Below are 12,777 nucleotides of genomic sequence, written 5' to 3'. Positions count from 1 at the left end.
CCCTTATTAATTAAGCATCAGTTGCATTTCCCACATGTAACCTGCAACTTGAAACCTGTAACCCCAATACTATTTCAACTTCCAACCATTTTGAATATTCGCCTTCGTCAACGCATTCGCTTCCCTATCACCAATGAAACGTTCCTTTTTAGGGTTCCACTTCAAAGGACGGTTAAGCCAGTAAGCAATATTGGCAAGACAGCAAACAGAACTGGAGCGATGGCCTGTTTCCACATCGCAAATAGGAGCCTTGCCACTCTTGATGGCATCCAGCCAATCCTGGTGATGATTCTCACTATTATACAAATGAATTTCGTTAGGCTGAATGATGGAAGTAGCGATATTGTCCGGCTTGCTATCGATATAAGAGCGGCTGATATCGAGCGTGCCCTTGGTGCCAATAAAACGTACGCCATTGCCCCGTCCAAAATCCTCATGCTTCATCACCACACCATTATCATATACCATGGTTAATACCTTATGATCCTTTCCATCCGGAGGATAAAAGGCCACAGGTCCACTATCATCCTTACCGAGCGCCCATTGCGCAATATCGAACATGTGAGCGCCCCAGTCACTCAGCAGCCCACCACCAAACTCTTTATAATTACGCCAGTTGGGGAAAATATCTTCCTCTACAGGTGGCGCTAACACGGCATTGAACGGACGCAGCGCAGAAGGACCTACCCATTGAGCCCAGTTGAGCTCTGCAGGTATAGATTGTTCAGGCAGATCACATACAATACCAGCCTTGCCTACATTCACCAGCACCTCTTTAATATCACCGAGATAACCATTCCGCACAAGCTCACAAGCCTGCCGGAAGTTTTTATTCGAACGCTGCATACTGCCCGTTTGCAGAATGACATTATTCCGCTTCATGGCCTTCACCATAGCGCGCCCTTCTTCGATAGAGTGAGCCAACGGCTTTTCACAATACACATGCTTCTTGGCATTAGCCGCCATCACAGATTGCACAGCATGCCAGTGATCAGGCGTGGCAATCACCACTGCATCGATATCCTTTCTTGCCAGCAGTTCCTGGAAATCGCCATAAGCAGTGAACCCTTTATAGTCAGGCTGGTCTTTAGCTTCGGCATACAACTTTTCAGTGATCTGTTTGAACAGCGTCAGCTTCTTACTGTCTACATCAGCCCCGGCCAGCACCTGCGTACGCGGAGCAAAACCACGCACAAGGCCGCGTGCCTGCTTGCCGGTACCAATGAAACCAAGCGTGATCTTGTCACTGGGAGCCACATAACCCTTGCCCCCCATTACAAAGCGCGGGATGATCATGATACCCACCGAAGCGGTGAGCGTATTCTTTACAAAACTTCTTCTGCTGAGATGCTTAGATTGGTTGTTATCTTTCATATAAGGTCGTTAGTATAAGATCAGGAGACTATTTTTTCATGGCATATTGGATGCCACCCAGCAAATGCTGCAGGAACAAAGTATCGGTGGTAAAAGATTCCTTGGTATGCCCCAGCTCAGTATAGAACGCGCGGCCACCATCAAACTTATGATACCAGGCCATAGGATGATAAGTAGTGTCCATCCGTTGACCGGTATAAGACGTTTCATCGATAGTGATCAACACATGAATACTGTCCGATACCCATTTAAAATTATACCACTCGTCCTTTCTTGTCCAGCGCTTGGGCAAATGCTTCGTGGAAATATGTTTGCTATCTACAATATCAAGCGAAGCATCCTGTGTAGCGGGGTGGCTTTTAAAGTAAGCGCCTACCAGTTTGCCATACCAGGGCCAGTCATATTCAGTATCAGTAGCGGCATGTACACCCACAAAGCCACCGCCAGAGCGGATATATTGCTCGAACGCTGCCTGCTGTTGATCATCCAATACATTACCCGTAGTGCTCAGGAATATCACAGCCTTGTATTGCTTCAGGTTATCCTTATTAAATACAGAAGCATCAGTCGTAGTATCAACCCCGAATTTATTCTCCTGGCCCATTTTGATAATCGCCAGCTTGCCTTCAGCAATAGAGTTGTGATGATAACCAGCGGTTTTGCAGAATACCAATACTTTATTCTTCTGCGCAAGGGAAGTAAAAGACACCAATACCACAGAAAACAGGATACTGAGCATTTTAGAAAAAGTGATCATATGGCTTTAAATTAAGAAGATGAAGTGATTCCGTGAAACTAAGGTAAAACCACGAATATTTTTTCATCCATTCCCATCTCCCTTGCCCCATCACGAAAAAAATTTCATCCTCCTTCTTTTCTCAACTAATTGACAGCCAGACTTTTTCTCAACTGGCACCGCCTTTGGATATACATCACCGTAACCAGGAGTTACCTAATTGTAAACATCAATCTTCATTTTAAAACATTTTGTTATGCACAACATCGATCGAACAACCAATGAGTATGAATTCAGCCATGAATTCGAATTTGAAGGCGAAGGAGAATTTGAGTTTGAATTTGAGGGAGAGGGCGAAGGAGAATTTGAATTTGAAGGAGAACTCGAAGGAGAAGCGTTGGAACTCGAACTGGCTACCCAGTTGCTGGAAGTTACCAACGAATATGAGCTCGAACAATTCCTCGGCAATGTATTCAAGAAAATAGGCCGGGGCGTTTCCAACTTTGCTAAATCATCAGTAGGTAAAGGACTGTTAGGTGGCTTGAAAACCATTGCCAAGAAAGCCTTACCCATTGCGGGCGGTGCATTGGGCAATCTCGTAGCACCCGGCATTGGCGGTATGATCGGCAGCAAGCTGGGCGGCTTTGCTTCCAACATGTTCGAACTGGAACTCGAAGGCCTCAGCCATGAAGACCGTGAATTTGAAGTAGCTCGTCGCTTCGTTCGCTTTGCTTCCGATGCCACCCGTCGTGCATCCTCAGCAGCAGCTGCAGGCGCATCCCCCAAAGCAGCAGTAGGCAATGCCCTGAAACAGGCAGCTTACAACCATGCACCCGGTTTACTCCGCAAACGTCGTGGCGGCAGACCAGGAAGGTCAGGTCGTCCAGGCGGCAGACCAGGTATAGGCATGGGCAGCAGCGCAAGCGCCAGTGCTTACAGTGGTAGTGGCGACAGCTATGATGGCGGCGGCGATACAGGCACTTCAGGCACATGGGTAAAAGATGGCAACAACATCATCGTTTACGGAGCCTGATCAACAACACAAAACCATTTACACATCCTTAAAAGAACTTCCATGAGCTTATACGAATATGAATTCAACAACGAATTCGAATACGAAGGAGAAGGTGAACTCGTTCACGAACTGTTAGCAGTTACCAATGAATACGAGTTCGAGAACTTTCTCGGCAACGTTTGGAACGCTGCCAAGCGACTATACAATTCCCCACAAGGGCAAGCCATTAAAAAAGACTTCGTTGCCGGCGCCAAAAGCTTCGGTAAGAAAATGCTCCCCAGCGTAGGCCGCAACATCGGCTCCTATGTAGGAGGCAGTACCGGCGCCAACATTGGAGGCCAACTGGCCAACGCAGCCAGCAACTGGCTCTTCAATGAAGTGGGCGAAACAGAAGCAGTCGACTACCTGCGCGTAGTACGCAAAGCCGCCAAATACCTCAACAAAGCACTCAGCGAAGGCGCAAGCGGCTCACCAAGATCAATGGTCACCCAGGCCATCAACCAGGCTGCCCGCCCGGTATTGGCCAAACGTCGCTCCCAATCCAACGGTGGTGCATTCAATGGCTCCTCATCTAAAAAACAGGGAAAATGGTTCAGACAAGGAAATCAATTGATACTCCAGGGCGCAATCTGAAATACCAGCAGTTCCTCATCAATGAAGCCCAGGGATTACTGACACGACTGTCGCAGATGCAGCCATTCGAAACATCCATGCCGATGGTCATAGCAGCAGCCATTCCCTACGTCGCGCAAAAGAACATCTATGAACTCATGCGCACAGGAAAAGAACTGCTCTCCACCAAAGTGCGGCGCTTCATAGACAGGATGAGACAACCACACGGCATACACATCGAAAAATGTCAGGCAGCCTATGCAGTATTGAAACTACAATTCAATGCACTCCTCGACCAGTTCGACATATTTGCCGATGTAGTAAGCCAGCGCGGCGAGAACGAAACCGGTATATGGGTGGCAGGATTAGACGTCTTCGCAAAAGACGCCCTTAAGATGGAGCGCTTCCTGATAGACGCACCACCACTCATCTGCTACCTCGACCGAGGACATGGAGCCGCCATCCGCAGAGCGCGTACACGATTACCCGGCGGCGACGAAAACCCTGTCGCAGTAATCAAGATACCACGCGAAAGGATGGTAGCGAGCGGCATAGGGTCTTCACTGGTTCATGAAGTAGGGCATCAGGGGTCAGCATTACTCGACCTGATCCCTTCACTGAAACCTGTACTCGAAGACCTGTCGCGGCGTGATACTGCACGCGCAGAATCTTGGCGGTTATTGAACCGGTGGATATCAGAGATACTCTCCGACTTCTGGGCGGTGTCCTTCCTCGGTATCAGCGCCACCACTGGCTTGATGAGTGTGGTAAGCCTGCCAAAATACTTTGTATTCAGGGCTGTGGACAACGATCCGCATCCCTTTCCCTGGATACGCGTGAAGATCAGCCTCGCTTTTGGCAAACACATTTATCCCGAAGACCAATGGTATCGCCTCGAGCGGCTATGGGAATCCATGTATCCAAAAACAGGGCTAAAACCATCCGCCTTGCAATTGATCAGTAACCTCGAAGAAACACTGTCCGATTTCGTAAAGCTGGTAGTCGATCACAAACCCTTAAAACTAAAAGGGAAACAGGTGCGCGAAATATTTCCTTACGGACAAAGACATCCGCGCCAGTTGAGAGCCTATTACCAGCAATGGGATAACGACCAGGAGATCATGAAAAAACAACGACCATCACTGGTATTTGCAGTAATAGGACAGGCAAGAGCCGATAACGTGATCACACCCTTTACAGAAAACAGGGTACTTACCAACATGCTCCGGCATTGGGCATTGGTGAATATCTGAGCCTAAAAAATATTGTAGACCATAAAAACATTTATTATGAGTACTTCAACAAGTAAAGTAATTCACAATAGCTCGGGTACACTTTCCTTTGCCCTGCAAAGAGTAGGAGGAAAGAATATCATAGACGTTGGGAAAGTACTTACCAGTCCAAAAGACAACCTCATCAAGGTAGGAGACGTCATCTACCTTACACTCACCTTCAATGCGGCAAACGCTAATGCTGAAATTCTGGCAAAAGACCTGCCCAACTTCTTTAAATTCTATTCCCCGGTAGATGATGAAGACCTCGATGTAAAACTCCTTGTCAACAGCGTAAACCCGGCCCAGATACCTCCGGGCGGCACGAACCTGCAGTTGACATTCGAATGCCTCCTCGACCTGTCCGACCTGGCATCCGGTGAAAAAGTGATCCACCTGATAGGCTATGAAAAGAAAGGCAACGCCAAAGTAAAAGAAGTGCTGCTCGAAACATCTGACGCCTTCTATGTGCAACAATCCCTGGCCGACCTGATGCAGCCAAACGTTGCCAACCTGGGCATTGCCAATGATGAGGCCAACCTTTCCCGCGACCGCATCAACAACCCTACATACTTCCCCGTGGGCTTGCAACCTGTCAACCCATTATATACAAAAGATGTAAAACTATGGGAAGCCATCAGAGATGCCACAGAAGCACTCTCCTTCAGGAACTACCTCGATTTCATGAACGTTATCTTCTGCGGAGAAGATATACCCATCGATCATGAAAGCATATTTCAGCAGGAACTGAAACGCCTTAAGAAACGCCGCAAACTACCCTTCAATGATACGGATGCCTACCGTTCCATCAAAATAGCGACCGAAGCATTTGTGATGGTCAACCTGGCCAACAGCACAGGCGACCTGAGCGGCTACCTGCGCACAGTATCCGATTCCACAGGAGAAGTATTACAGATCATTCCTTACCTGGCCATCATCCGCCAGAAACTAAGCGACATAGATTTCAAATCCACCAGCTTTGAAGATGCGATGAACAATTTCATCGACAACGGTTCCGCCAGTGTGGCCGACACCTGCTACGGCATTATATCCGAACGCATACAACAACCCATCTACCTCGAACTCATCTGGAGCTACTGGCACGAAGAAGCCATGATGGTACAGGGAGTAAATACCATTGCACGTCGCTTCCAGAACATCAAAGGAGAAGGTGCCGTCGATCCGCTGGCCAATGTAGAAATAGGACCATTACGTCCATTGAGCAACCTCATGTGGGGTTACATACAGGACGAACAACACCGCCTCACAGTACGTCGTCGCGCCTACGAGTACGATCACCACTATGGCATCACACTCCAGGGCAAGGCTGTGACCAACATGCGCACGGTCGACAGTCGCAGCAAATTCATAGAAGCATTCCACATGCTCATGAACCTTTGCATGAAGTTCTTCCGCCAGTATGATGATACCACAGTAGTAGCCGACGGCTTTCCCATCATGAATGCACTCAAAGAAGTACACATGATCCTGAGCGAAGGCGCCCACAACCAGTACGGCGACCTGCCCTCTACAGCCCGTATCGAAATGCTGATGCAGCAATACCTGCTGGCGCGGCCAGAGTTCAGAGAATTCCTGCCCACACGCCAGATGGTGCCCTATCCCGAAGCATGGATGGACAGAGTAGCAGTACTGAACCAGCTACACGGTTGGACTAAGACGAGCGTTCTCCACTTCCGCGACCTGGCTGTATTCGGTGAACAAATACTCCTGTCCATCAGGTTTGGTGCATGGAGCACAGTATTCAACCGCGATCAGGCTGCAAACTGGGCCATCTTCTGGAGGCCACAGATCCAGAACTACATGCATGCTTACCGTGCTGTTACAGGAGTTGACCTTACACGTGAAGACGGCGCGATGATCGATGCACAACAACCATCCACACATTTATTACGCAGGCTAAAAGAACAAAACAGTAAGATGAAGCTATGATGGATTTTACATCATCGCTGTACCTGGGGATGAAACATAGCAGTAATGAATTGAAAAGTTGGCAACAACTAACGACAGGCATACCTGCTGCATTGGGAGAATTCGGAGAAGCCGTACACGTGGCAAACTACGCGGCAGGTATGCAGGGTTTGGAAAGCGGATTAGTGGCCCCTTCCACCTTGCACCTGTATTTGGACCTGTTTGATTTCCTGAGTCACCGGCAGGTGGTCGTATTCATAGATGAAAAAGTATACCCCGTTTCAAGGTATGGCATAGAAAAACTGTTACTCAGAAAAATACCCATACACACGTTCAGGCATTTCGATGCCTCACATGCAACAGAGCTGGTAAAGAAAAACTGCAGCAGCACAAAGATGCCGGTAATAATAAGCGACGGATGGTGTCCGCCCTGCGGCAGCTCAGCTCCGCTACAACAATACACAACGATTGTAAAGCCACTGAACGGATGGGTGATCGCAGACGATACACAGGCATTCGGCATATTGGGCGCCGGCAAACGCACAACACTGCCCTATGGAAACGGCGGCGGCGGATTACTCCAATGGCAGTCCCTACGATCCACAACCATCGTAACCATTGTTTCATTAGCCAAAGCATTTGGAGCACCCTTGTCTGTAATAAGCGGTCCGGGAACATTCATTGAACTCTTTGAGCAACATAGCCAGACGAGAGTCAATTCGAGTCCGGTGAGCCAGGCCCACCTGCATGCTGCCATGAATGCATTTCATCTTAACCAGCTGGAAGGCGATGCCCGAAGAAGAACCCTTTGGCGGAATATCAACCTGTTCAGATCACTGCTACAAAATGCAGGCATAGCTGTGCAAGGCGGCATATTCCCGGTCCAAACCATTCGTTGCCGATCTCGACAACAAACCATATGGCTGTGGGAGACACTGAAGAAGAAAAAGATCAGAACAGTACTCATCACGCCCCACGACGAACAGCATACGGTATTGTCATGCATCATCCGCAGCGATCACCAGCCCGGAGAGATCCAGGTCTTGGCAGAAGCTGTAAAAAAGTACCCATTACTATTTAAACCATTTGATTATGTCAACACTACTACAGGAAATATTAACCGAGCAGGAAGTGCTCAAAATGCCTCCTGGTGATATTTCAAAAGTGCATAAAGGACCATGCTCCTGTCTTCAATGCACCCATGGAGCAAATAATCCTGCACACAAGAACTGGCGGCAACGAAGAAATGCCCGGTATTTCACACCCACAGAAGATTGCGGCTCCGCTGAACAGAAAGAGTTCGAAGAAGAACAATTCCTCGGATCGGTATTAGGCACTGCAGTAAAGATAGGATCAGGTCTGGCCAATGCAGCCAGTAAGGTTTCAGGAGTTGCTTCTAAGCTATCTTCCGTAGCAGGTAAAATACCAAAGTCTCCTATCATTAGTATTGGCAACCGCCAGCGCGCTGCCCTGCTACAACATTGGGGCAACAAACTGAACAGAGCCAAAAGTCCGGTAGTGCAGGCAAGGTACCAGAAGTACATCGATACCATCAACAAGCGGCAACGCCCCTCCTGGCACCAGTCAGAAAAAGACCTCCAACTCTTCTTCAAACAATTAGGCATGCCGGAGCAAAAAACATTCCTCGGCAATCAACCGGCCAAATGGATCAAGCGCGCTGATGGAAGACATGTGCCGCCACGTGGTAGCGTTATTCCGGATATCAACCCCGCTGATGCAATGGTAGAAGTGAAGAACTACAACATACAAAACCAGGATGCCCTCATCCGCAACCTGCAACAACAGATAGGCCGTCGCATGCAACAAGGACCGCAAGATGCCGCCGGCAGTCCGCTCGACCAGAAAGTGATCCTCGACATGCGTGGCCAGCAAGCCACCTTAGATCAGCTCAAACAACTGGCCCAACGCGTATCCTCCGGCACCGGCCTCGCCCCCGAAAACATCCAAGTCGTCACCTGGGAAATCACATTATAATGTTTGATTGTTTCCTTAACCTGATTTGTCACCGCGAACCCTTGTTTGTTACCCTAAGCTCTTAGTTGTCATCCTGAGCCTGTCGAAGGATTTTTGGTGAGTGTCACCCTGAGCTTGTCGAAGGGTTTAGTTAATCAGTAAGTACACTTAAGAAATATATTTCTGAGCGAGTTATTCTAACGAAGAGCTATCGAAGCAAAGGGCATTCAGAGAGTTATTCCAACAAAGGGCCGTCGAAGCAAAAGGAATTACCCGGTCCTTTAGGGCCGGGACACCAATGACTAATCTCTATTTGGGCTTTAGCCCAATTGAAATAGTAAACACATGCTAATCATAGACGCACACTGCCACGCAGGAAAAGGAGACGGCCTCACCGGCCCTTGGGACACCAGCGCCCCATTAAATAATTTCCTGCGCTGGTCGGAAGAAGCAGGCATAAAAAGAACAAACCTGTTCGCCGCCTTCCATTCCGATTACGCAAAAGCCAACGCAGCAGTGTCGGCAATCGTCAACAAACAACCCCAGCGCTTCTACGGATTCGCCTTCATACACGCCATCAACGACCGCGGACGCGTATTCGACCTTGTCAACACGGCGGTGACACAATACGGCTTCTGTGGCATCAAAGTACACCGCCACGACGCACGCATTTCAAGAGAGATATGCGAAGCAGCACGGTATTTTTCCATGCCGGTCTTGTACGATGTAGTAGGAGAAGTATCTATGATAGAATTGCTGGCCACCGAATACCCCGATGTAAACTTTATCATTCCGCACTTGTCCAGCTTCTCAGACGACTGGCGCGCACAGATCGCGCTTATCCCCCTGCTCGAAAGACACCCCAATATATTTACCGATACCTCCGGCATACGCCGGTATGATCTGCTGGAAATGGCTTTCAAACGCGCAGGCGCCGGCAAGATCATTTTCGGAACAGATGGCCCCTGGCTGCATCCTGCCGTAGAACTAAAGAAAGTGATGGTACTCACCCGCAATAAAACCGACCTGCAACGCATGCTGGCCGGCAACTTCCTCCGCCTTACAGAAAAAGTACGCAACGGCGAATACAAAACAGCCCGCCGTCCCAAACCAACCTTCTCCAAAACTGCAGAACCCCTCAGCTACGAATACCGCGACCCCTGGTTGATTAAGTAAAATTCTTGCAAGAGTCAATGCTACTTAGTGTGAGAGTAATGTTCATGTAGGTGTTTTTAGCCCCTTTAGGGGCTACAGCTTTGTAGAAAAACATGTAAAAAGGTTTTGTGTGCCGTAGGTACACAACGCTTGGAGCTTAAACCTCATTCCGTTTTCTAATATACTGCAACGTCCTCACTTCCACATTGAGCTTGCGTGCAGCCAGCTTCAAATTACCCCCACAATCTTCCAGCGCAATCTCCATCGCCAGCATGGCAATATCATTCTTTATCTTCAACAAGTCCTTACCACTGGCAATGGCCAGCCGGATGGACTGTTGCATACTTTGATGCTGCTGGTTCCACGCCTGTTTGAGATGCTGCACATCAGGCAACTCATCCTCCGGAATATCGCCCATACTGATAAAACCCTCACCGGTATAACGCATCGCAATCCTTGCCATCAGTTGCTTCAGCTCCCGCACATTGCCAGGGTAGTCACGACTGACGAGATAGTTCATAACTGTATTATCGATCTCCGGCGCTACTATACACTTTAATTCCTGCCGCAAAAAATACCGCGCCAGCTCTGGAATATCTTCCCGCCGTTCTTTCAAAGAAGGCAATAGCAACACCGCCGACGCGATCCTGAAATAAAGGTCCTCTCGGAAATTTCCCTTAGCGATCTCCGCTTTCAGATTCCTGTTGGTGGCAGTGATCAGTCGGAAGTTGGTCTTATTCCAGGTATTACTGCCCACCCGTTTATAAGTCCCCTCCTGTATCACCCGTAGCAAGCCAGCCTGTAAGGTCAGCGGAAGCTCACCCAGTTCATCCAGAAACAAAGTCCCTTTATCAGCCAGAGCAAAAGCCCCTTCCCGTGTATAAGTCGCATTGGTGAAAGCCCCTTTTTCATGACCATAAAACTCACTACCCGAAAGCTCGGGCACGATGGTGGTGCAATCCAGCAAGACGAGCTCTTCCTTTTCCTTGCGTTGGTCCAATGCATGAATTAAACCCGCGGTCATTTCTTTACCCGTGCCAGACTCACCCATAAGGAGGATATGATGATTCGTAAACCAGGCAGCTTCAATAACCCTGCCCAGGAATTTCTTCCAGGTACTGCTTTCACCGATCATGGTTTCTTGCACCATAGCCGATTGAATCAGGTCATCGATCAGCTTCCATCTTTTTATCCGCGATACGAGTAAGCCCGTCACAGTTGCTTCATCCTTCCAGGCAATCACATCATTAGCCCCTGTCTGCATCAATTGCCATTTGAGAATATCAGAAGAAGTATGCTTCACACAAAGGACGATCACTTTGCAGCCTGCAAGGCACAACTGCTGCAATTGCTCCGTTACCCCTTCAAAAGTTGTCTTTTCCATCCAGCACAGTATCACCACCTTACAGTGCTGGCCTGGCTGCTGGCAACAATCAACACCCTTAGCCCGCAAAGCAGACAGAATACCTTCCGCTTCCGGATTACCAGCACTTACTGTTGAGATCACACATACCGATAGGTTTTCCATGACGATGCCATTAATGCGTCGTTAGCGATGATAATACCAGATAAATGATAATGGTAATAGGCTCGTTTCAATGAAAGGCTATAACGCCCGGATACAGAAGAAGACACCGGTAACAGGACGAGCATTGAGCACCTCCTGTTGCCGGTTCATCAACAGTGAATCCGGGTTGCAATCTTTCAAAAAAACACTTTCAGGTAGAGAGAAGACCCCACAGGTTTGTTAAGATGCACACGACTCCCCTTGGAGCGGAGCAAACGCTGTCAGGTCAAAAAGAACGGCGGCAGGGAAAGATAAAGTGATGTTCTTCCCGGAGGTTTAATGTAGTAGATGAGCCAGGAAGATCAAAACAAAGCGGTGATAATATAGCGGCAGGTGAGAGGCGAATATAAAATTACGTTCGGGCACTGATCATTGTACACATAAAAGTTGGTTGTTTTAAAGGTTGCTTCCTATAAAGGTAGCAGCTAAAACAACCGTTTACAATACCACATTGTGGTAGTTTTTATACACTACGACGCATCAACAGTCAGGCCGCTCAAAGCGGCCAGACAGATTAATGCAAAGAGACCAATTGAAGATGAATGAATTGCTATAGAAAATAAAACGTAAACATCAGGTAGTGAGAGTATGCGTTTGAAAAGCAGCCGATTGAAAAGCAGCAGGCAATTCTTCACCGGGAAGATAACCGGAGATAGATAATCCGGGTTGCATTTTCAGCAGGAAGGTTTGCATCCAGGTCCCTGGCGTTAGTGCGGCCGGGTCATCGAAGCTCAGGATCAGACAATCACCTGCAGTACCCACAAAAGTAATAGCAGGAGTGGTATAAGCGATCGCCACAACGTGCTGTCGCTTATCACGCACGTCTGAAGCAACGATGGAGAACTGGTGTTCTGCAAAAGGGATATCGATCACTTGTTGCGTATCACACAAACCCGGTATTTGCCCACCCAACTCCTGTACATACAAACCAATAGCGAAACCCACTTTGTAATGAATCGAATTAGCCTTGGGATCATGCTCCGTGATCTCGTGGAAGCTGGCAAACTGATTGTCCTTATTATATCGTTGCGCCTGCAACAAAAATTCACTGTAACTATCGTTGAACACGTTCTTTTCAAAGCTACCGGCGGTGCTGTGATCGATCACCTGCCGGTAGCTGAGTTGGATATATGCTATAGACATA

General features: G+C 48.3%; 11 protein-coding genes. 7 read left to right on the top strand and 4 right to left on the bottom strand.

What is annotated here, in order from left to right:
- Positions 1-69: 69 nt before the first annotated feature.
- A complete protein-coding gene (locus tag AC5JBY_RS26620; protein WP_495907714.1) occupies positions 70-1,374 on the bottom strand; it encodes a Gfo/Idh/MocA family protein in 1,305 nt (434 codons plus the stop codon).
- Positions 1,375-1,402: 28 nt separating this feature from the next.
- Positions 1,403-2,131 carry a ThuA domain-containing protein gene (locus AC5JBY_RS26615; protein WP_495907713.1) on the bottom strand — a complete coding sequence of 243 codons (729 nt, stop codon included), beginning with the start codon at positions 2,129-2,131 and terminating at the stop codon, positions 1,403-1,405.
- Positions 2,132-2,366: 235 nt separating this feature from the next.
- On the opposite strand from AC5JBY_RS26615, the gene AC5JBY_RS26610 reads away from it, so the two are divergent.
- The 7 genes from AC5JBY_RS26610 (at position 2,367) to AC5JBY_RS26580 (ending at position 10,087) form a co-directional block, all read left to right on the top strand.
- A complete protein-coding gene (locus tag AC5JBY_RS26610; RefSeq protein ID WP_495907712.1) occupies positions 2,367-3,143 on the top strand; it encodes a hypothetical protein in 777 nt (258 codons plus the stop codon).
- A 42-nt stretch (positions 3,144-3,185) separates the two neighbouring features.
- Positions 3,186-3,758 (top strand): hypothetical protein, encoded by a 573-nt coding sequence (locus AC5JBY_RS26605; RefSeq protein ID WP_495907711.1) that lies wholly within the window; start codon positions 3,186-3,188, stop codon positions 3,756-3,758.
- A complete protein-coding gene (locus tag AC5JBY_RS26600) occupies positions 3,713-4,990 on the top strand; it encodes a hypothetical protein (RefSeq protein ID WP_495907710.1) in 1,278 nt (425 codons plus the stop codon). The genes AC5JBY_RS26605 and AC5JBY_RS26600 overlap by 46 nt, the downstream gene beginning before the upstream one ends.
- Positions 4,991-5,026: 36 nt before the next feature.
- Positions 5,027-6,958, top strand: a complete 1,932-nt coding sequence (locus AC5JBY_RS26595) for a hypothetical protein (protein WP_495907709.1) — start codon at positions 5,027-5,029, stop codon at positions 6,956-6,958.
- Positions 6,955-8,091 carry an aminotransferase class I/II-fold pyridoxal phosphate-dependent enzyme gene (locus AC5JBY_RS26590; protein ID WP_495907708.1) on the top strand — a complete coding sequence of 379 codons (1,137 nt, stop codon included), beginning with the start codon at positions 6,955-6,957 and terminating at the stop codon, positions 8,089-8,091. Before AC5JBY_RS26595 ends, AC5JBY_RS26590 begins: the two co-directional genes overlap by 4 nt.
- Positions 8,030-8,932, top strand: coding sequence for a hypothetical protein (locus AC5JBY_RS26585; protein WP_495907707.1), 903 nt, complete (start codon positions 8,030-8,032; stop codon positions 8,930-8,932). The genes AC5JBY_RS26590 and AC5JBY_RS26585 overlap by 62 nt, the downstream gene beginning before the upstream one ends.
- A gap of 324 nt (positions 8,933-9,256) precedes the next feature.
- Positions 9,257-10,087: an amidohydrolase family protein gene (locus tag AC5JBY_RS26580; RefSeq protein ID WP_495907706.1), complete on the top strand. Its 831-nt coding sequence runs from the start codon at positions 9,257-9,259 to the stop codon at positions 10,085-10,087.
- 136 nt (positions 10,088-10,223) lie between these two features.
- Here AC5JBY_RS26580 and AC5JBY_RS26575 read toward each other — a convergent pair whose 3' ends face one another.
- Together AC5JBY_RS26575 and AC5JBY_RS26570 are read right to left on the bottom strand one after the other, a co-directional pair.
- The gene (locus tag AC5JBY_RS26575) at positions 10,224-11,594 is read right to left on the bottom strand and encodes a sigma 54-interacting transcriptional regulator (RefSeq protein ID WP_495907705.1); all 1,371 of its coding nucleotides are present in this window, start codon (positions 11,592-11,594) and stop codon (positions 10,224-10,226) included.
- A gap of 612 nt (positions 11,595-12,206) precedes the next feature.
- A complete protein-coding gene (locus AC5JBY_RS26570) occupies positions 12,207-12,776 on the bottom strand; it encodes a hypothetical protein (protein WP_495907704.1) in 570 nt (189 codons plus the stop codon).
- Position 12,777 lies beyond the last annotated feature (1 nt).

It is taken from the genome of Paraflavitalea sp., from assembly GCF_059502485.1.
This window is presented reverse-complemented; position numbering and strand designations above follow the sequence as displayed.

Bases quoted from the DNA above. Each gene is read 5' to 3' on its own strand.
- AC5JBY_RS26570 (WP_495907704.1), bottom strand. From the start codon at position 12,776: ATGTCTATAGCATATATCCAACTCAGCTACCGGCAGGTGATCGATCAC.
- AC5JBY_RS26580 (WP_495907706.1), top strand. From the start codon at position 9,257: ATGCTAATCATAGACGCACACTGCCACGCAGGAAAAGGAGACGGCCTC.
- AC5JBY_RS26615 (WP_495907713.1), bottom strand. From the start codon at position 2,131: ATGATCACTTTTTCTAAAATGCTCAGTATCCTGTTTTCTGTGGTATTG.
- AC5JBY_RS26605 (WP_495907711.1), top strand. From the start codon at position 3,186: ATGAGCTTATACGAATATGAATTCAACAACGAATTCGAATACGAAGGA.
- AC5JBY_RS26620 (WP_495907714.1), bottom strand. From the start codon at position 1,374: ATGAAAGATAACAACCAATCTAAGCATCTCAGCAGAAGAAGTTTTGTA.
- AC5JBY_RS26610 (WP_495907712.1), top strand. From the start codon at position 2,367: ATGCACAACATCGATCGAACAACCAATGAGTATGAATTCAGCCATGAA.
- AC5JBY_RS26590 (WP_495907708.1), top strand. From the start codon at position 6,955: ATGATGGATTTTACATCATCGCTGTACCTGGGGATGAAACATAGCAGT.
- AC5JBY_RS26595 (WP_495907709.1), top strand. From the start codon at position 5,027: ATGAGTACTTCAACAAGTAAAGTAATTCACAATAGCTCGGGTACACTT.
- AC5JBY_RS26585 (WP_495907707.1), top strand. From the start codon at position 8,030: ATGTCAACACTACTACAGGAAATATTAACCGAGCAGGAAGTGCTCAAA.
- AC5JBY_RS26575 (WP_495907705.1), bottom strand. From the start codon at position 11,594: ATGGAAAACCTATCGGTATGTGTGATCTCAACAGTAAGTGCTGGTAAT.
- AC5JBY_RS26600 (WP_495907710.1), top strand. From the start codon at position 3,713: ATGGTTCAGACAAGGAAATCAATTGATACTCCAGGGCGCAATCTGAAA.